Below are 19,167 nucleotides of genomic sequence, written 5' to 3'. Positions count from 1 at the left end.
GTTTCCTAACTATTGGAGGGACGCCGTATGAAGAGATCGCTCCGCCGGGCCCTGTGGGCCACCGGCGCCGTGGTCGCGCTCGCGGTCGCCGCGGTGCCCATGACCACCGCGTCGGCCGCCGGCAGCGTCACCGCCACTTTCGCCAAGGTGCAGGACTGGGGGACCGGCCACGAGGGACGGGTGACAGTCACCAACGGCACCAGCTCCACCGTCAACGGCTGGCGCATCGAGTTCACGCTGCCCTCCGGCACCTCGATCAGCAGCTCCTGGGACGCCGACATCACCCGCAGCGGTGACCGCTACGTGGCGGTCAACAAGAGCTGGGCGTCGACGCTCGCCCCCGGCGCCAGCTTCAGCTGGGGCTACAACGGCACCGGCGCGTACAAGGCGCCGGTGAGCTGCACGATCAACGGCGGCTCCTGCACCGGCGGCGGCACGCCGACGACCACCGCGCCCACCACGGCGCCGCCGACCACCGCGCCGCCCACCACGGCACCGCCGACGACCGCCCCGCCGACCACGCAGCCGCCCACCACGCCGCCGCCCGGCGGCAAGAAGATCGTCGGCTACTTCGCCGAGTGGGGCGTCTACGCCCGCAACTACCACGTCAAGAACATCCACACCAGCGGCTCGGCCGCGAAGCTGACCCACATCCTGTACGCCTTCGGCAACACCACCGGCGGCCGCTGCAGCATCGGGGACAGCTACGCCGACTACGAGAAGGCGTACACCGCGGCGGACAGCGTCGACGGCGTCGCCGACACCTGGGACCAGCCGCTGCGCGGCAGCTTCAACCAGCTGCGCAAGCTCAAGAAGATGTACCCGAACCTGAAGGTGCTCTGGTCCTTCGGCGGCTGGACCTGGTCCGGCGGCTTCACCCAGGCCGCGCAGAACCCGGCCGCGTTCGCCGACTCCTGCTACTCCCTGGTCAAGGACCCGCGCTGGGCGGACGTCTTCGACGGCATCGACGTCGACTGGGAGTACCCGAACGCCTGCGGCCTCCAGTGCGACAGCAGCGGCCCGAACGCGTTCAAGAACGTGGTCTCGGCCCTGCGGAGCAAGTTCGGCTCCAGCTTCCTGGTCACCGCGGCGATCACCGCCGACGGCAGCAACGGCGGCAAGATCGACGCCACCGACTACGCCGGCGCCGCGAACAACCTCAACTGGCTGATGCCGATGACGTACGACTACTTCGGCGCCTTCAACGCGCAGGGGCCGACCGCGCCGCACTCGCCGCTCTACTCCTACGCCGGCATCCCGCAGCAGGGCTTCTGGTCGGACGCGGCGATCCAGAAGCTCAAGTCCAAGGGCGTACCGTCCAGCAAGCTGCTGCTCGGCGTCGGGTTCTACGGACGCGGCTGGACCGGCGTGACCCAGGCCGCACCCGGCGGCAGCGCCACCGGCGCGGCACCTGGTACCTACGAGGCCGGCATCGAGGACTACAAGGTGCTCAAGAACAGCTGCCCGGCCACCGGCACCGTCGGCGGCACGGCGTACGCCAAGTGCGGCAGCAACTGGTGGAGCTACGACACCCCGTCGACCATCGGCGGGAAGATGAGCTACGCCAACAGCCAGGGCCTCGGTGGCGCGTTCTTCTGGGAGCTCTCCGGTGACACCAGCAACGGTGAGCTGATCGGCGCCATCAAGGGCGGTCTCGGCTGAGCCGAGGGCCGACGCACCACCCACCCGGCGGGGAGGGGCCGCACCGGCCCCTCCCCGCCCGCGTGCCGTCCTGGCCGAGCGCGCCGATCCGGGTCAGGATGGGGAGTCACCCGGCCACGCGGGCCGGGTGTGGCACACTCGCCGCTCGACGAGTCAACGCGACGGGAGGACAGATGGGTCGCAGCCACCGGGACCGGTTCGCCGGGCTCGCTCTCCTCGCGCTGTTGCCGGCGGCGCTGGCCGCCTGCGGCTCGGGCGGCCAGGACGGCGGAGACACCCCGCCCAGCGGGAAGGCGCCGGCCGAGGAGGCGGCGGCCAAGAGCCGCGAACGTGTGCAGGCGTACCTGGACGCGCTCACCGCCCGCGACGCCGCCGCCGGCCGCAGCCAGCTCTGCGCGCCCATGCACGCCGCCTTCGACTCCGCCGCCACCGGCCCGAACGGCGACTTCGCCGACCACTTCACGGTGCCCGAGGCGACGATCACCGAGGTCCGCTCCGGCCCGAACGGCCAGGAGGTCAGCGCCTCGATCACCGTTGCCGCCGGCTCGCGCAAGGCCGCCCGGTCGTTGCTGTTCACCGTCACCCGTAACGGGGCGGACTGGTGCATCTCCGGCGAGGTGCCCGGCGAGCGCGCGGTCGAGGCGACCGCCGACCCGGCGGAGCCGGCGCCGCCGGCGACGGCGCCCTCACCGGTTCCCTCCCAGTGACCGGAACCATCCCCCTCGGCGGCGAGTGATCGCGACGGTCGCCGTACGCTTTCCTTCATGCGCCATGAGTGGCATCAGCTGAGTCACCCCGCCGTGGGCAGCCCTGGTCTGCAGACCAGCCGCCCGACCGCCGACTCCGCCGAGGACGCGGCCCTCGGCCTCGACCGATGGCGGGAGCTGCCGCGCGCGCAGACCCCGCCCTGGGACGACCCGGCCCAGGTCGCCGAGGTCTGCCGGGTGCTGGACACGGTGCCGTCGGTGGTCGCGCCCTACGAGGTCGACCAGTTGCGGCAGCGGCTCGCGCTGGTCTGCGAGGGCAAGGCGTTCCTGCTCCAGGGCGGTGACTGCGCGGAGACCTTCGCCGACAACACCGAGAGCCACCTGCTCGCCAACGCCCGCACGCTGCTCCAGATGGCCATCGTGCTCACCTACGGCGCGTCGCTGCCCGTGGTCAAGGTCGCCCGGGTCGCCGGCCAGTACACCAAGCCCCGGTCCCTGCCGACCGACGCCCGGGGCCTGCCCGCCTACCGCGGCGACATGATCAATTCCCTTGAGGCCACGCCGGAGGCGCGGGTCGCCGACCCGCAGCGCATGATCCGGGCGTACGCCAACTCGGCCGCCGCGATGAACATGCTCCGGGCGTACCTGGCCGGCGGGCTGGCCGACCTGCACGCCGTGCACGACTGGAACAAGGACTTCGTCCGGCGGTCCCCGGCCGGCGAACGCTACGACGCGATCGCCCGCGAGATCGACCGGGCGCTGGCCTTCATCCGGGCCTGCGGAATGACCGACGACGAGGCGCTGCGCACCGTCACGCTGCACTGCTCGCACGAGGCGCTGGCGCTGGAGTACGACCGGGCGCTGACCCGGATCTCCAACGGCAAGGCGTACGGCCTGTCCGGGCATTTCCTCTGGATCGGTGAGCGGACCCGGCAGATCGACGGCGCGCACATCGACTTCATCTCCCGCATCGCCAACCCGATCGGCGTCAAGCTCGGCCCGACGACCACCCCCGACGAGGCGATCGAGCTCTGCGAGAAGCTCAACCCGGACAACATCCCCGGCCGGCTCACGCTGATCAGCCGGATGGGCAACCACCGGGTACGCGACGCGCTGCCCCCGATCGTCGCCAAGGTCACCGCGGCGGGCGCCAAGGTCGTCTGGCAGTGCGACCCGATGCACGGCAACACGCACGAGTCCTCGAACGGCTACAAGACCCGGCACTTCGACCGGATCGTGGACGAGGTGCTCGGCTACTTCGAGGTGCACCGCGGCCTGGACACCCACCCGGGTGGCCTGCACGTCGAGCTGACCGGCGAGGACGTCACCGAGTGTCTCGGCGGCGCCCAGGGCATCGAGGACCTCGACCTGCCCGACCGGTACGAGACCGCCTGCGACCCCCGGCTGAACACCCAGCAGTCACTGGAGTTGGCGTTCCTGGTGGCGGAGATGCTCCGTGGGTGATGTGAGGAATCTGATCGATCTGCGGACGGACACCGTGACCCGGCCGACGCCGGGGATGCGGGAGGCGATGACCGCCGCCGAGGTGGGCGACGACGTCTACGGCGAGGACCCGACGGTCACCGCGCTGGAGACCGAGGTGGCCGCGCTGTTCGGCCACGAGGCGGCGCTGTTCGCCCCGAGCGGCTCGATGGCCAACCAGATCGCGCTCCAGCTGCACGTACCGCCGGGCGACGAGCTGCTCTGCGACGCCGACGCGCACGTGGTCACGTACGAGGTGGGCGCCGCCGCCGCGTACGGTGGGATCTCCTCGCGGACCTGGCCGGCGGTGGGCGCGGAGCTGGACCCCGACGTGGTGGCCGGGATGATCCGGCCGGACGGCTACTTCGCGGTGCCCACGCGGGCGATCGCGGTGGAGCAGACCCACAACCGGGGCGGCGGCGGGGTGATCCCGCTGCCGACGCTGCGGCGGATGCGTGAGGTCGCCGACGAGCACGGGGTGGCCCTGCACTGCGACGGCGCGCGGATCTGGCATGCGCATGTGGCCGACGGGGTGCCGCTGGCCGAGTACGGCGTGTTGTTCGACACGCTCTCGGTCTGCCTCTCCAAGGGCCTCGGCGCGCCGGTCGGCTCGCTGATCGTGGGTAGCGCGGAGAAGATCGCCCGGGCGCGGTTCCTGCGCAAGCGGATGGGCGGCGGCATGCGGCAGGTCGGCATCCTGGCCGCCGCCGGCCGGTACGCGCTGGCGCACCACGTCGAGCGGCTCGCCGACGACCACGTGAAGGCGGCCCGGCTGGCCGAGGCGGTCGCCCCGCACGGGGTGCTCGCGGCGGCGGTGCGGACCAACATCGTGCCGCTGGACCTGACCAAGCACCCGCTGGACGCGCACGCGCTGGCGGCGGCCGCGCGGGCGGAGGGGCTGCTGATCTCGGTGCTCGGCCCGCGTACCGCCCGGCTGGTCACCCACCTGGACGTCACCGACACGCAGATCGACCGCGCCGCCACCATCCTGAACACCGCCCTGCGCGCCTGACCCGCCCTCACCCTGCCGCGCCCCGCGCCCCTGCCGGAGTCCGGCGGGGGAGGGGCGCGTGGGCGGAACCGTCAGGGGTGGAGGCGCTTCAGGGTGGCTATGTCAGCGGCGTGGCCGACGTGCTTCTCCGTGGGGGTCTCCACCAGTACGGGCACACCGGCCGTCGCCGGATGGCGCATCAGCTCGGCGAACGCCGGCTCACCGATGGTGCCCTTGCCGATGTTCTCGTGCCGGTCCCGGGTGGAACCGCACAGGTCCTTCGAGTCGTTCGCGTGCACCAGCCGTAGCCGGTCCGCGCCCACTGTCGCGACCAGCGTGTCGAGCGTGGCGGTCATGCCGCCCTCGGCGGCAAGGTCGTGGCCGGCCGCCCAGGCGTGACAGGTGTCGAAGCAGACCCCGAGCATCGGGTGCCTGTCGACCGCGTCCAGGTAGGGGCCGAGGTGTTCGACCCGGGACGCCAGTGACCGGCCGCCCCCGGCGCTCGGCTCGACCAGCAGCATCGGTCCGCCGGTGGCCGCGACCTCGTCGAGCAGCGGGAGCAGTGCCTCCCGGACCTGCCGCAGGGCCGCCTCGGCGTGACCGGCGTCGACCGAGCTGCCGGCGTGGAACACCACGCCCTCGGCACCGATCGCCCGGCCCCGCCGCAGCGCGTGCGCCAGCGTCTCGGCCGACCGGGTCACAGTCGCCGGGGTGGGGGAGCCGAGGTTCACCAGCAGCGACGCGTGGATGAACACGGGCAGGCCGCGCTCGCCGCACCCGTCGCGGAACGACGCGTCCTGCGCCGGGTCCCCGGCCGGCAGCGCCCAGCCCCGCGAGTTCGAGACGTAGACCTGCACCACCTCGGACCCGGCCGCGTCCGCGTACGGCAGGGCCGCCCGGGCCAGGCCGCCGGAGGTGGGGGTGTGCGACCCCACCCGGCGGCGGCCGTCGCATCCGCTCACAGGCACGTCACCGTGATCGTCGTACCCGGCGGCACCGGCGTGTTCTCGGCCGGGTTCTGGATCCGGACGATGCCGTTCGGGTTGAGCTGGACGTTGACCGGGAAGCCCTGGCTCTCCAGCGTCTGCTTGGCCTGCTGGCACGGCATGTCGATCACCCGGGGCACGGCCACCTGCGGCGGGCCCTTGCTGATCTCCAGCTTGACCTGGGTGCCCTTCTCCACACCGGTGCCGTCGGCCGGGCTCTGGCCGAGGATCTCGTCCTTCGGCTTGTCGGAGTCCTTGACGTTCTCCACCGGCTTCAGCCCGAGCTGCGCGAGGATGGCGCGCGCCTCGGTGAGGCTCTTGCCGACCAGGTTGGGCACCGTCACCGGCGCGCGACCCTTGCTGAGGATCACCGTCACCTTCGCCCCGGGCTTGACCTCTGTGCCCACCTTCGGATCGGTGGCCAGCACCACACCCGCCGGCAGGGCGTCGTCGTACCGGGAGGAGCCCTTGGCCACGACCAGGTTGACGCCCTCCAGTTCGGCCTGGGCCAGCGCGTAGTCCTTGCCCACCACGTCCGGCACCGGCAGCCGCTCCGGACCGAGCGACAGGGTCAGCGTGATCGTGCCGCCCTTGACGATCCGCGCGGCCGAGCCGGGATCCTGCCCGAGCACCGTGTCCTTCGGGACGTTCTCGTCGTAGCGCGGTGCGGCGTACCGCAGCGTGAAGCCGCCGCGCTCGGCCCGCGCCTCCGCGTCGGCCTTGGTCAGGCTCACCAGCTGCGGCGCGACCGTGTAGCGGCCCACGCCGAACCACCAGCCACCCCCGGCGGCGACCAGGCCGAGCACGACGACCACCGCGGCGACGGCCAGCCGCCCGCGCGGTGAGCCCATGATCCGGGTACGCAGAGCGGCGAACCCGGTCCCCGGAACGTCCTCCTCGACGGCGCGGCGCCGGTGCGGGCGCTGCGCGGCGCCGCTCTCGGGCAGCCGGGCCCACGCCGGGCGCTCGACCGGCTGGAGCGCGGCCACCATCTGGGTCGGCTGGCTCAGCACCGCGGTGTCGTCGCTGAGCTGCGGCAGCACGGTGGTGTGCGCCTGCGGGTCGCCGAGCTGGTCGCGGACCGCCTGCACCTCGCTCAGCAGCGCCGCGGCGTCGGCCGGGCGGCCGGCCGGATCCCGCCGGGTGGCCCGGGCGACGAGCGCGTCGAGGGCCGGCGGCAGCGTCGGCACCAGCGTCGACGGCGCCGGTACGTCCCGGTCGACGTGCTGCCAGGCGACCTCCACCGGACGGTCGCCGTCGTAGGGCACCCGGCCGGTGAGCATCTCGAACAGCACGATGCCGGCCGAGTAGACGTCGGTCCGCGGGTCCGCGTGGCCCTGGGTGACCAGCTCCGGCGCCACGTACGCCACGGTCGCCATGAGCTGGTTGCCGTTCTCGTCCTCGGCGCTGGCCTCCACGGCCCGGGCCAGCCCGAAGTCGGCCACCTTGACCACGCTGTCGACAAGGTTGCGGCTGCCGCCGGTGGGCACCTCGGCGACCAGCACGTTCTCCGGCTTGACGTCGCGGTGCACCAGGCCGGCCCGGTGCGCGGCGGCGAGCGCGGCGAGCATCTGCTCGGTGATCGCCAGTGCCTCGTCCGGGTTCAGCCGGCGGCGCTCGGCGAGCACGTCGCGCAGCGTGCGCCCGCGGACGTACTCCATCACCAGGTACGGCAGGCCGGCGTGGATGCCCTGGTCGTAGACCGCCACCACGTTCGGGTGGGTGAGCCGGGCGATCGTCTTCGCCTCGTCGGTGAAGCGCTCGACGAACCCGGCCATCCGGGCCCGGGCCTGCGGCGCCTGGGTCGGGTGAATGATCTTGACCGCCACGGTGCGCTCCAGGCGCTCGTCGGTGGCGGTGTACACGGTCGCCATGCCGCCACGGGCGACGCGCCCGCGGATGCGGTAGCGCCCCTCGATCAGCGAGCCCAGCAACGTGTCGGCGACCTGTGTGTCCATCGGTAGGCAGTCTATGTGTCGGAAGGGTGAAGGTAGAACAGGATGCTACCGCCGGGTTGCGACACGGGGGGACCGCCACGGTGCGGGGTGCCGTGCGCCGCGTCCGGCGGGCACGTGGCAGGGTGGTCGGGTGACCGATTCCGTACCCGCCGAGACCGGCCCCGACCTGGCCGGACCGGCCGACCCGGCCGGCTGGCTGACGCTGCCCGACGTGGCCGAGCGCCTGGACCTGTCGATCAGCAAGGTGCACCAGATGATCCGCGACCGCGAACTGATCGCGGTGCGCCGCGACGGCGTCCGCCGGATCCCGGCCGACCTGGTGGCCAACCGCACCGTGCTCAAGCACCTGCCCGGCGTGCTCAACCTGCTCGCCGACGCCGGGTACGACGACGAGGAGGCGCTGCGCTGGCTCTACCGGGAGGACCCCAGTCTTCCCGGTACCCCCGCCGTGGCCCTCGGCGGCGACCTGGCCCGCGAGGTCAAACGCCGAGCCCAGGCCGTCGCCTTCTAGCCCTCACCCACCCGGACCCACCCCACCCCACCCCACCCCTCCCGCCCGCCCTCGTCGATCATGAAGTTGACGGCGAAGTCGATCTCCGAAAGTGCCGCCAACTTCATGATCGACCGCTTCGGGGGCGGGTGGGGAGGGGGGAGGGGGTGGGGGTGGGGTGGGTGGCGGTCAGGCGGGGCGGCGGGTGGCGGCGATGGCCAGGTCGACCAGGGCCTGGCGGGCCTCGGTGTCCAGGTCGACAGCGGTCAGCGCGGCCAGGGCGCTCTCGGTCAGCGCGGTGATGTGCCGCTCGGCCCGCTCCAGCGCGCCGCTCGTGGTGATCAGCTCGCGCAGCCGGTCCACCCCGGCCGCGTCCAGGTCCGGTGCGCCGAGCCCGGCCAGCAGCGCCTCCCGGCCGGACGGGTCGAGCGTCTCCAGGGCCGCCGCCACCAGGTACGTCCGCTTGCCCTCGCGCAGGTCGTCGCCGGCCGGCTTGCCGGTGCGCTCCGGATCGCCGAACACCCCCAGCACGTCGTCGCGGAGCTGGAACGCCTCACCCAGCGGCAGCCCGTACGCCGAGTACGCGGCGTGCACCTCCGGCGGCGCGCCGGCCAGCGCGGCGCCCAGCAGCAGCGGGCGCTCGACCGTGTACTTCGCCGACTTGTACCGGGCCACCTTCGCCGCCCGGTCCAGCGAGGTGTCCCCGGTGGCCTGGGTCAGCACGTCCAGGTACTGCCCGACGGTCACCTCGGTGCGCATCTCGTCGAAGACCGGCCGGGCTCGGGCCACCGTGGCCGGCGGCAGGCCGGAGGAGTGCAGCAGCTCGTCGGACCAGACCAGGCACAGGTCGCCCAGCAGGATCGCCGCGGCGTCGCCGAAGGAGTCCGCGTCGCCGCCCCAGCCGGCCGTACGGTGCCGGGCGGCGAACCGCCTGTGCATCGCCGGCTCGCCCCGCCGGGTGTCCGACCGGTCCATCAGGTCGTCATGGATCAGTGCGCTGGCCTGCACGAACTCCAGCGCCGCCAGGGTGGCGACGACCTGGTCGGAGTCGACCCCGCCGGCGCCCCGGTAACCCCAGTAGCCGAACGCCGGGCGCAGCCGCTTGCCGCCGCCCAGCACGAACGCCTCGATCGCCTCGGCGACGGGCAGCAGGCCGTCGTCGACGGCGGTCAGCCAGCCGCGCTGGCCGGCGAGGAACTCGGTGAGCGCCTTGTCGATCCGCTGGCGCAGGCCGGCACGGTCGACGGGGGATACGGGAGCAGCGTGGGTCACGCCACGACGCTAGCGGTTCACACCCGTTCCCGCCGTGCCCGGCGCCCCGGCGTGCCTCGTGGCTCACCTGCCCGGACGGTCGCGCAGGTGGCGCGGCACGCCGGACGGCAGGTACGGGCGGGCCGCGGTGACCAGTCGCGCGTACCCCCGGGTGGCCGGCGCGGGCGGCGCCTGGGCCAGGCCGCGCCGGAACGCGGTGAGCTGGCCGGTGGCCCGGGCGGACCCGGACCGGACCGCGTCGAGCAGCGCCTCGCCGGCCACCGCGCACGCCTCGGGCACCGCGCCCAGGCCCAGATGACCGCGGGCCAGCCAGCCGCCGTAGACGGCCGACCGGCGCGGGCGGCCCGGCGCGCCCACCACCGGCGTCAGCAGCGGCACGGCGGCGGCCGGGCGGCCCAGCGCGACGAGCGTGCGCCCGGTCATCGCCGCCAGTTCGGCCGCGTCGAGCCAGTACAGCCAGGGCGGCTCCCGGCCGGGCTCCGGCGTGCCCGCCCGGTCCGCCCCGGCCAGCGCCTGCCCGGCGGCGCGGGCACGCCCGGCGAGCGCGGCGGCGAGCGCCATCCGGTGCAGCAGCAGCGCCCGCAGACCGGGCGTGGCGTCGGCGCGGGCGGCGGCGTACCCGATCCGGGCCAGGACCAGCGCGCCGGCCGGGTCGCCGGCGTCGGCCAGCAGGTGACTGGCCGACGCGAGCACGTGCCCGGCCAGCGGCGGCTGCCCGGCGGCCACCGCCGCCCGCAGCGCCAGCCGGTACGCGACCAGGCCCCCGCCGGGGTCCCCGGCGTCGGCGGCCAGCCAGCCGGCGAGCTGCGCCGACTCGGCGAGCGCGGGCAGTAACCCGCGCCGGCCGGCGGGCCCGGCGCGCCGGTAGCCGCGGACCGCGTGCCGCAGCCGGCGGGCGCCGTGCCCGGCGAGGTCGCCGCCGCCGAGCAGGTCGTCCCAGCGCCGCAGCGTGGCGAGCGTCACCCGGTCCGCCGGGTGACCACGACCGGCGGGCTCGTCCGGCCCGCCCGGTACGCCGAGCGACAAGGCCTCGTCCGCCGGCGTGCCCCCGTCGTCCCGCCCGGGACGGCCGTGCCGCGGCGGCGCGGCGGCGAACGGACCGGTCAGCGTGCGGCCGCCCGGCTCGGCCGCCCAGCGGTACGCGAGCGTGAGCAGGGCCAGCCGGGCCCGGGAGCCGGCCGGGTCGACCATCGCGGGCGCCACGCCCAGCCGGCGGCTGCGGGCGGCGGCCTCGGCCAGCACCTCGCCCGGCAGCCGCAGAACGGTCGCCAGCCAGGCGGACCAGAAGTCGCCGGGAAGCCGCAGCTGGCGCTCCCAGCGGGACACCTCGTTGCGGGTCAGCGTGGGCACGCCGGAGGCGGCGCAGAGCTCGTCGGCCAGCCGCTGCTGGCTCCAGCCACGGGCGGCCCGCAACTCGGCCAGCAGCGGCCCGAGCAGGCGTGGGCCCGGCAGCGGGGACGGGATCATCGGAACCTCCGGGGCGACGGCGCGGATGGCGACGCGGACGCCCGGCCAGGTGGTGGCGCCGGCGCGTCGCCGTCGTGGCGACCCCCGCGCGGGCCCCCGGAACGGCCGTCGGCCGCCCCACCGCGCTGCCGCAGTTCTACCCCCGGGGTACGACGTCGCGCCGGGACAGGTGTTCGCGGGCTGGGAAGATTCCCGGTGCGGCGTGCCGTCCCGGTTACAGTCGGTCCGTGGCGCTCGGTCTTCCCTCGGTCCTTCCCAATCCCCAGCCGGCCATCGGGGAGCTGATCCGTGACGGCCGCCCCACGTTCTCCTTCGAGTTCTTCCCGCCGAAGACTCCGGCCGGGGAGAAGCTGCTCTGGCAGGCCATCCGCGAGCTGGAGTCGCTGCGGCCCTCGTTCGTGTCGATCACCTACGGCGCGGGCGGCTCGACCCGCGACACCACGGTGGCGGTGACCGAACGCATCGCCACCGAGACGACGCTGCTGCCGATGGCGCACCTGACCGCGGTGAACCACTCGGTCGCCGAGCTGCGGCACGTGATCGGCCGGCTGGCCTCGGTCGGGGTCCGCAACGTGCTCGCAGTGCGGGGCGACCCGCCGGGCGACCCGGGCGGCGAGTGGATCGCCCACCCCGAGGGCGTCCGGTACGCCGAGGACCTGGTCCGGCTGGTCCGCGACAGCGGCGACTTCAGCGTCGGCGTGGCCGCGTTCCCGTACAAGCACCCGCGCTCGCCGGACGTGGACAGCGACACCGCGCACTTCGTCCGCAAGTGCCGGGCCGGCGCGGAGTTCGCGATCACCCAGATGTTCTTCGACGCCGACGACTACCTGCGCCTGCGCGACCGGGTCGCCGCCGCCGGCTGCGACACCCCGATCCTGGCCGGGGTGATGCCGGTGACCCAGATCGGCACCATCGAACGCTCGGTGCAGCTGTCCGGCGCGCCGTTCCCGCCCGCCCTGGCGGAGCGGTTCGAGCGGGTGGCCGACGACCCGGAGGCGGTCCGCCGCCTCGGCGTCGAACAGGCGAGCGAGATGTGCGAGAAGCTGCTCGACGAGGGCGTGCCGGGGATCCACTTCATCACGCTCAACCGGTCCCCCGCGACCCGGGAGGTGTGGCAGCGGCTGCGCGCCGCCGCACGGGTGTGACCACCCGCCACACGACACCCGCGCCGTGCTTCTACGGTTGATCCGTGGTGGGCACACAGCTGAACTGGGACCAGTACGCGACCGCGTGGGCGCGGCTGCACGGCGGCTTCGATCCGCGTACCGCCGCGCCGGTGGTGCGCGCCTGGCTGCGCTTCGCCTACCACGTGGGCTACGTGCTGGGCCGGCTGCGCGTCGGCCCCACCCCGGTGACCGTGTTCGGGGTGCTGCTCTGCTTCTGCGTACCCCTGTTCGTGGAGCGGTCCGGCAACGGGCCGTTCCTGGGCGCGTTGTTCGTGCTGCTGGCGGCGGTGGCCGACAGCGTCGACGGCGCGGTGGCGGTCGCGACCGGCCGCACCACCCGGCTGGGCTACGTGTACGACTCGGTCGCCGACCGGCTCGGCGAGGTGGCCTGGCTGATCGCGTTCTGGCTGCTCGGCGCGCCGGGCGCGCTGGTCGCGGCGGCCGGTGGGCTGTCCTGGCTGCACGAGTACGTGCGGGCGCGCGCGGTCTCGGCGGGGATGCGGGAGATCGGCGCGGTGACGGTGGGGGAGCGGCCCACCCGGGTCTGCGTGGCGCTGGTCGGGCTGCTGGTCGCCGGGCTCACCGGGCTGATCGACGCCGACCTGACCGCCGGCACGATCACCATGGCCACCACGGTCTGGGTGCTGCTCGCCGGGTTCGGCCTCGGTCAGTTGCTCTCCGCCGTCCGCCGCGCCCTGGTCGACGCCGGCTGACCGCCGCGCGCCCGTGCGGCGGTCGTCGACCCCTCACCAGGCCGGGTCGACCGCCTCGGCGACGATCTCCGCGGACAACGTCACCATCGGCAGCCCGCCACCCGGGTGACTGGAACCGCCGACCAGCCAGAGCCCGGCCACCGGCCCCCGGTTGGCCGGGCGCAGCAGCCCGCCCGCGGTGCCGTAGATCGCACCGCCCGGCGCGCCGGTGGCCGCGTCCAGGTCGGCCGGGGTACGGATCTCCCGGAACACCAGCCGGTCCCGCACGTCGGCGCCGCGCTCGGCCAGCACGTCCAGGATCCGGTCCGCGTACGCCTCGGCCAGGCCCGGCCGCCGCCAGTCCACAGCGCTCGCGGCGGTGCCGTGGCGGGGCGCGTTGACGAGCACGAACCACGCCTCGTGGCCGTCGGGGCGGACCGCCGGGTCGTCGGCCGCGGTGACGAACACGGTCGGGTCGGGCGCCGGGCGGGCCCGTACCCCGCGACCCGGGTCGCCGAACACGGCGTCGAACTCGGCGTCGTAGTCGCGGGGGAAGAACACGGTGTGGTGGGCCAGCCCGGAGTCGCCGCGTACGCCCAGCAGCAGCACGAAACCGGCCAGGCTGCGGTCGGTGAGCGCGGCCAGCCGGCGCGGGTCGGGCAGCAGGTCCCGGTAGACGGTGAGCGCGTCCACGTTCGCCACCACCACGTCGGCGGGCACCGGTGCGGCGGCCCCGGCCACGCGTACCCCGTGCACCCGCCCGCCCGCGGCGTCGATGCGGGTGACTGTGGCGTCGGTGCGTACCACCACGCCGAGGTCGAGGCAGCGCGACAGCAGCGCGTCGGCGAGCGTGCCCAGTCCGCCGCGCAGGTACCAGCCGCCGTACGCCAGTTCGGCGTAGGGCACGGCGACGAGCGCGGCCGGGGCGCGGCGCGGGTCGGCGCCGGTGTACGTGGCGTACCGGTCCAGCAGCATCCGCAGCCGCGGGTCGGACAGGTGGCGGCGGCCCAGCCCGCGCAGGCTTCGGCCGGGGCCGATGGCGGCCAGGTCGCCCAGCCGCCAGGCCAGCGCGGCCAGGTCGCGGGGCGAGTCGACGGTACGGCGCAGGATGTCCCGGTGCGAGGCCGCCCACACCCGGTCGGCGCGCCGCCACAGCCCGCGCCAGTCGGCGGCGGACCGGTCCCCGAACGCGGCGCCGATCCGGGCGGCGAACTCGTCCGGGTCGGCGCAGGAGTCGAGTGCCTGCCCGCCGCCGGGGAAGACGTGCCGCACGATCGGGTCCAGCGGGACCAGGTCGAGGTATTCGTCGAGCTTCGCCCCGGTCGCCTCGAACAGGTCGTGGAAGACCTGCGGCAGGGTGAACAGGCTCGGCCCGGTGTCGAAGTGCCACACCCCCTCCGGGGTGTGGTGGGCGTACCGGCCGAGCTTCCCCCCGACCGTGCCGGCCCGTTCGAGGACGGTGACCTCGTGCCCGGTGACCGCGAGCCGGGCGGCGGTGGCTAGCCCGCCCACCCCGGCGCCGATGACCACGATGCGCGCCATGGCGTGCCCCTCCTAGGTGACCGGGCGACCCCGCCAGGTGAGCCGGTGTCGCTTCCGCAGATGGTACGACCGGACGGTCAGCCAACCGAGGACCACGACCGATACGGGGTGGCCCAGCGCGTCGGGCCACGCCCGTCCGCCGGTCGCGCGGGCGCTGACCACCCGCCCGGCGACGCCGGCCAGGTAGGCCAGGAACGCCACCGCGGCCACCGCCGGCGCGCCGGCGAGCAGCGCCCCGAGCGCCAGCAGCGGCGGCGCGACGTAGAGCGCGGCCAGCAGCGCCAGCACGGCCGCCGCGGCGGTGGGGTGCCCGAACGTCGCCCACAGCGACTTCGTGTAGCCGTCGCGCAGCTGCGGCCAGGTGTCGTACATCCGGCAGGACGCCAGCCGGGAGCCGTCGGCCAGCGCGATCCGCCCGCCGGCCCGTTTCACCGCCCGGGCCAGCTCGATGTCCTCCAGCACCTTGTCGGCCACCGCCGCGTGCCCGCCGGCCCGCAGGTAGCCGGCCCGGTCCACGACCAGGAACTGCCCGCCCGCCGCGGCCAGCGACGGCCGTCGCGAGCGTTCCATCGCGCGCAGCGGCAGGAACGTCAGCCACAACCACTGCAGCAACGGCTGCACCAGCCGGTCGGCCACCGTCCGCACCACGATCCGGGGGTACGGCGACAGCAGCGCCGCGCCGGCCGCGCGCAACTCGGTCACCGCCGCCGCCACCGCGTACGGGGTGAGCACCACGTCCGCGTCGACGAAGACCAGCACCGCCGGTTCCGGGGCGGTACGGGTGGCGAGCTGCCAGCAGGCGTGCGGCTTGCCCAGCCAGCCCGGCGGCGGGGCGACGCCGGTGAGCAGCGTGACCCGGGGATCGTCGCCGGCCACCGCGCGGACCACGTCGGCGGTGCCGTCGGTCGAGCCGTCGTCGAGCACCACGATCCGCAGGTCCGGCACGCCGCGCTGGGCGAGCAGCGCGCGCAGGCACGGGGTGACCCGCTCGGCCTCGTCGCGCAGCGGCAGCAGCACCGCCACCGGCTCGGTCACCTCGGCCGGGCCGGCGGTGGGACGGCGCAGCCAGGCGTACGCGTTGACCAGCGTGTGCCCGGTGAGCGCGGCGACCGCCACGGCCAGCGCGAGGACGGCGATCATGCCGGGGCGTCGACGCGCGGCGCCGGCTCCGGCGTGCCGGTCCGGTCCCGCCGGCGGGCCCGCCACAGCGTCACCGCCAGCGGCACCGCCGCCACCGCCATTCCGGCCGCGCCCCACAGCGCCGACGCCGGCAGCCGCAGGAACACCGCGTGCGCCAGCACGCTGGAGGCGTACGTCCAGAGGTAGAGCGCGAACATCGGGGCGTCCCGGCCGTCGACCCGGTCCACCGACGGGCCGGCGAGCGGGCGCAGCGCGACGGCGAGCAGTACCGCGAAGCCCAGCCAGCCCAGGTAGTTGCTGACCGGGATGCCGGGTAGCCCGGGCAGCGCCGGGGTGGCGTCGAGCCAGGTCCAGTAGCCCTCGGCCACCATCTGCGGGTCGAGGAACAGGTCCCAGGCGGCCAGCCCGACCGCCGAGAGCGCGATCCGGGCGACCCGGGAACGGACCAGCCGGACCGCGGTGAGCCATGCCGGCCAGGCCATCCAGGTCCAGGCGAGCGGGATGATCAGCGGCACCCCGGCCAGCTTCGGGCCCAGCTCGCCGGAGTAGTCGTAGCTGCCGAACGGGAACCCGGTGGCCACACCGATCGCCTCGACCGCGAACCCGCCGCCGGTGACGACCGCGACCAGCGCGACGGCGGTACGGACGCCCCGGGTGAGCAGCGCGTGACCGACCGAGAGCAGCCAGCCGAGCACCACTGTGGCCACCGTGAGCCCGGCCCGGGTCGCGCCGCCGGTGAGCGGGTAGCAGATCTGGGCGAGTACCAGCACGGCCAGCAGCGCCCAGGGCAGCCGGGCGCGGATCACCGCGCTCACGGGGCGTCCGGCGGGGGCAGCGGCAGGTCCCGGCCGAGCACGCCGAACGGCCGTTCGTCGCCGGGGAAGTGGAAGTGCCGCAGGACGTCGACGAAGCCGAACCGGCGGTACAGCCGCCAGGCCCGGGACTTCTCCTCGTCGGCCTCCGGCGTGGACAGCAGCGTGGTGTCGCCCTCGGCCACGGCGAGCAGTGCGCGCAACTGGCGGGCGCCCAGGCCGTGCCCCTGCGCGGGCGGCCGGACGTGCAGCTCCACCACCTCGAACGGGTGGGCCAGCCAGCGCTGCCGGTCCTGCGCGTTCAGCGCCCGGTGCACCTGGTCGTGCCACCACTGCCCGGTGGCGCCCCGGTAGCCGTACCCGAAACCGGCCAGGTGTCCCTCGCTGGTCAGGCTGGCGACGGCGCGGAAACCGGGCCGTCGGACGTGGGTGGCGATGTAGCCGCGGCGGGCCTCCAGCAGGTCGGGCCGGTAGCCCATCGCCTCGCCGTAGACGGCCACCACGTCGTCCAGCCGCCGGACCAGGTCGTCCGGTGTCCACCGCACCAGCCTCATGCGTGCCCTCTCGATGTTTCCGGGTCGCCTTCGGCGGCGGCCCAGCCCAGCACCGTACGGTCGCCGACCACGTCGCCCACCGCGAACCGCGCGAACAGTTCCTCCGCGTACCAGCCCTCGGTGGGGGTACGGGTGATCGCGGCGCGGTGCTCCGGGGAACGGTACGCGAACGCGACCAGGTCCGCCGGGTCGCGCCACACGCTCACCGTGCCCTGCCAGCCCAGCGGCGCCTCACCGACGCCGAAGCGGGCGAGCAGGCCGGGCGCGGCGTGCAGCTCGGTGGCGACCGGCGGGATCGCGCGCCAGAACGTGGCCGCCCGGCGGGCCCGCAGCCGGGCCCGGGTCAGCGCCAGCACCGGCCCGGTGACCCGGCCGCCGGCCGGCGCGCCGAACGGTTCCCGGCCGGACCACCGGCCGCGGCTGGTCAGCGGGCGCAGGTCGACCCGTACCGCGGCGTCGGCGATCCGGGCCCAGGAGCGGGCGACCGGGGAGGCGTCGAAGCCGGCCGCGTCGGCGGGGGAGTCCCACACCACGAGCGCGGCCCACCGGGTCAGGTCGGCGTCGCCGGGGCCGAAGCCGGTGCCGGTCCCGGTGCCGAGCAGCTTGGCGAAGCGGACCCCGGGCAGCCGGCGCAGCCGCGCCGGGTGGGTGGCCATCCGGCCCAGCACACCGGGTACGGCCCGGCGGGGCACACGCCACACGTGCAGCGTGACGAGTCCGGGGTTCACGCCACCTCGGCCGGGGTGCCGGCGGTGATCCGCAGCAGTTCCGCGTACGTGGTGGGGAACACCGCCCGGGGTACGCCGCCGGCGGCCCACACCTCGTCGTACCCGGCCAGGGCGGTGTCCACGACGGTGCGCAGCGGCGCGGGGTGGCCGACCGGTGCGACGCCGCCGATGACCTGCCCGGTGTGCCGCTTGACGAACTCCGGGGTGGCCCGGCGCAGGTGGGTCACGCCCAGCGTGGCGGCCAGCCCGGCGGTGTCCACCCGGTGCGCGCCGGAGGTGAGCACCAGCAGCGGCGCGTCGTCCGCGTCGAAGATCAGCGAGTTGGCGATGGCGCCGACGGCGACACCGAGCGCCTCGGCCGCCGCGGCGGCGGTGTGCACCGCGTCGGGCAGCAGTCGGACGAGGCTGGCCTCGCCCGATCCGTTCCGCGCGCCCGCGTCGTCGAGCGCGCGCTGCACCGCCTGCACGTTCGGGTGTGGCTGCATGCACCCATTCTTCCCCCACCCCGGTACGCCCCCGCCGGGGGCCGTCGCCCTCCCGTGCGTCCCCGGCGCGTCACACGTTGCGTTTTCGTCGGAGGGGAGGTGTACTGTCAGGGTAGTTAGAACGAGTGTTCGATTCGGCTCACACGGCAAGCGGCTCAGCTCCCCGGCTGGCCCGGCCTGATCCGAGCCGGTTGCGCACCCGTCGAACGCTCCGGAAGCGGTGTTTCGCGGCACCGGCTTCCGGGAGGTGCGGCACCGCGGGCCGCACCGGGTCTCGGACAGTCGCGAGTCCGGGCCCGTCAGGCAGGTCGTCGCCCGCCGCCCACGACCCCCGGGCGGCGGGCGACGGACCCGCCGGCACGCCGGCCGGGTGTGGGTGTGGGGAAGCGTCCACATCCGGCCGGCCGCCACCTGAAAGGGTGCGTCTTCCTCCGCACCGACCGCTCCGGGCGACCGGGCGACGTTCCCCGTCGCGCGACCGCCCGCCCCGGCCACACGCGGAGGAGAGACCCATGCCGACCAGTCCGGCCCAGGCGCCCACGGTGCCCGCGCACGTGCTGCCGCACCGCACCCCCGCCCAGTTGCTCGCGGTGGCCCGCGACGGGCTGGCCGAGGCCGCCCGCACCCGACCCGACGGCCTCCGGTACGCCGCCGCCCACCTCGCGGCGCTGCGCGCCGCCGCCGCCGTGCTCGCCGCCCGGGCCCGTCCCGCGCCCACCCGCCGGCACCGGATCACCAGCGTCTGGGTGCTGCTCGCCACCGTCGCCCCCGAGCTGGACGAGTGGGCCGCCTACTTCGCCGCCGGCGCGAGCAAGCGGGCCGCCGCCGAGGCCGGCATCCCCCGCGTGGTCACCGCCCGCGAGGCCGACGACCTGCTGCGCGCCGCCGAGGAGTTCGTGACGGTGGTGGAGACCGCGCTCGGCCTGGCCCACCAGCCGGCGCTCGACGGACTGCCCCGCCCGCTGCGGCCCGGCGCCTCCGGCTCCCCGCCCCGGCCCGGAGCAGCCGCCGCCTGATTCGTGGCGCCCGGCCG

The 19,167-nt window shown here is 75.3% G+C and carries 18 protein-coding genes; 8 read left to right on the top strand and 10 right to left on the bottom strand.

All coding sequences use genetic code 11. From position 1 onward, the window contains the following. Positions 1–27 precede the first annotated feature (27 nt). The 4 genes from O7546_RS20230 to O7546_RS20215 all read left to right on the top strand — a co-directional run bounded on the left by O7546_RS20230 (position 28) and on the right by O7546_RS20215 (position 4,863). Positions 28–1,662 carry a glycosyl hydrolase family 18 protein gene (locus tag O7546_RS20230; RefSeq protein ID WP_194801191.1) on the top strand — a complete coding sequence of 545 codons (1,635 nt, stop codon included), beginning with the start codon at positions 28–30 and terminating at the stop codon, positions 1,660–1,662. A 173-nt stretch (positions 1,663–1,835) separates the two neighbouring features. Then, positions 1,836–2,369, top strand: a complete 534-nt coding sequence (locus O7546_RS20225; RefSeq protein ID WP_194801192.1) for a hypothetical protein — start codon at positions 1,836–1,838, stop codon at positions 2,367–2,369. A 57-nt stretch (positions 2,370–2,426) separates the two neighbouring features. Further along, entirely contained in the window at positions 2,427–3,833 is a 1,407-nt protein-coding gene (locus O7546_RS20220; RefSeq protein WP_013475760.1) for a 3-deoxy-7-phosphoheptulonate synthase class II, read from the top strand. A gap of 10 nt (positions 3,834–3,843) precedes the next feature. Then, the gene (locus O7546_RS20215) at positions 3,844–4,863 is read left to right on the top strand and encodes a GntG family PLP-dependent aldolase (RefSeq protein ID WP_281601172.1); all 1,020 of its coding nucleotides are present in this window, start codon (positions 3,844–3,846) and stop codon (positions 4,861–4,863) included. A gap of 71 nt (positions 4,864–4,934) precedes the next feature. On the opposite strand, the gene O7546_RS20210 is transcribed toward O7546_RS20215, so the two are convergent. Both O7546_RS20210 and pknB read right to left on the bottom strand, forming a co-directional pair. Further along, positions 4,935–5,804 (bottom strand): deoxyribonuclease IV, encoded by an 870-nt coding sequence (locus O7546_RS20210; protein WP_281601171.1) that lies wholly within the window; start codon positions 5,802–5,804, stop codon positions 4,935–4,937. Beyond that, positions 5,801–7,786, bottom strand: a complete 1,986-nt coding sequence (gene pknB / locus O7546_RS20205) for a Stk1 family PASTA domain-containing Ser/Thr kinase (RefSeq protein WP_194801194.1) — start codon at positions 7,784–7,786, stop codon at positions 5,801–5,803. Before pknB ends, O7546_RS20210 begins: the two co-directional genes overlap by 4 nt. Positions 7,787–7,916: 130 nt before the next feature. Between pknB and O7546_RS20200 the strand changes: the two genes are divergently transcribed. Further along, positions 7,917–8,297, top strand: a complete 381-nt coding sequence (locus tag O7546_RS20200) for an Rv2175c family DNA-binding protein (protein WP_135241310.1) — start codon at positions 7,917–7,919, stop codon at positions 8,295–8,297. A 168-nt stretch (positions 8,298–8,465) separates the two neighbouring features. Here O7546_RS20200 and O7546_RS20195 read toward each other — a convergent pair whose 3' ends face one another. Then, the gene (locus O7546_RS20195; RefSeq protein ID WP_194801195.1) at positions 8,466–9,548 is read right to left on the bottom strand and encodes a polyprenyl synthetase family protein; all 1,083 of its coding nucleotides are present in this window, start codon (positions 9,546–9,548) and stop codon (positions 8,466–8,468) included. Positions 9,549–9,611: 63 nt separating this feature from the next. Then, positions 9,612–11,015 (bottom strand): helix-turn-helix transcriptional regulator, encoded by a 1,404-nt coding sequence (locus O7546_RS20190; RefSeq protein ID WP_194801196.1) that lies wholly within the window; start codon positions 11,013–11,015, stop codon positions 9,612–9,614. Positions 11,016–11,242: 227 nt separating this feature from the next. On the opposite strand from O7546_RS20190, the gene metF reads away from it, so the two are divergent. Together metF and O7546_RS20180 are read left to right on the top strand one after the other, a co-directional pair. Further along, entirely contained in the window at positions 11,243–12,160 is a 918-nt protein-coding gene (metF, locus tag O7546_RS20185; RefSeq protein WP_194801197.1) for a methylenetetrahydrofolate reductase [NAD(P)H], read from the top strand. 44 nt (positions 12,161–12,204) lie between these two features. Continuing rightward, positions 12,205–12,894 carry a CDP-alcohol phosphatidyltransferase family protein gene (locus O7546_RS20180; RefSeq protein ID WP_194801198.1) on the top strand — a complete coding sequence of 230 codons (690 nt, stop codon included), beginning with the start codon at positions 12,205–12,207 and terminating at the stop codon, positions 12,892–12,894. A gap of 33 nt (positions 12,895–12,927) precedes the next feature. Here the strand turns inward: O7546_RS20180 and crtI are convergent, their stop codons facing one another. The 6 genes from crtI to O7546_RS20150 are packed head-to-tail and all read right to left on the bottom strand — an operon-like array spanning position 12,928 to position 18,134. Next, a complete protein-coding gene (crtI, locus tag O7546_RS20175) occupies positions 12,928–14,415 on the bottom strand; it encodes a phytoene desaturase family protein (RefSeq protein WP_281599941.1) in 1,488 nt (495 codons plus the stop codon). Positions 14,416–14,427: 12 nt separating this feature from the next. Further along, positions 14,428–15,555 carry a glycosyltransferase family A protein gene (locus O7546_RS20170; RefSeq protein WP_194801200.1) on the bottom strand — a complete coding sequence of 376 codons (1,128 nt, stop codon included), beginning with the start codon at positions 15,553–15,555 and terminating at the stop codon, positions 14,428–14,430. Beyond that, complete coding sequence (locus O7546_RS20165; protein WP_194801302.1) at positions 15,552–16,361, bottom strand: carotenoid biosynthesis protein; 810 nt, start codon at positions 16,359–16,361, stop codon at positions 15,552–15,554. The genes O7546_RS20170 and O7546_RS20165 overlap by 4 nt, the downstream gene beginning before the upstream one ends. 5 nt (positions 16,362–16,366) lie before the next feature. Then, on the bottom strand, positions 16,367–16,921 hold the full coding sequence (locus tag O7546_RS20160; protein WP_120568805.1) for a GNAT family N-acetyltransferase: 555 nt from the start codon (positions 16,919–16,921) through the stop codon (positions 16,367–16,369). Beyond that, entirely contained in the window at positions 16,918–17,649 is a 732-nt protein-coding gene (locus O7546_RS20155) for a monooxygenase (RefSeq protein WP_194801201.1), read from the bottom strand. Before O7546_RS20155 ends, O7546_RS20160 begins: the two co-directional genes overlap by 4 nt. Then, entirely contained in the window at positions 17,646–18,134 is a 489-nt protein-coding gene (locus O7546_RS20150; protein WP_135241301.1) for a YbaK/EbsC family protein, read from the bottom strand. Before O7546_RS20150 ends, O7546_RS20155 begins: the two co-directional genes overlap by 4 nt. 512 nt (positions 18,135–18,646) lie before the next feature. Here O7546_RS20150 and O7546_RS20145 point away from each other — a divergent pair. Beyond that, complete coding sequence (locus O7546_RS20145) at positions 18,647–19,150, top strand: SAV_6107 family HEPN domain-containing protein (RefSeq protein ID WP_194801202.1); 504 nt, start codon at positions 18,647–18,649, stop codon at positions 19,148–19,150. The last annotated feature ends 17 nt before the right edge of the window (positions 19,151–19,167 follow it).

This window comes from Micromonospora sp. WMMA1976 (genome assembly GCF_027497335.1).
Classification (GTDB): domain Bacteria; phylum Actinomycetota; class Actinomycetes; order Mycobacteriales; family Micromonosporaceae; genus Micromonospora; species Micromonospora aurantiaca.
This window is presented reverse-complemented; position numbering and strand designations above follow the sequence as displayed.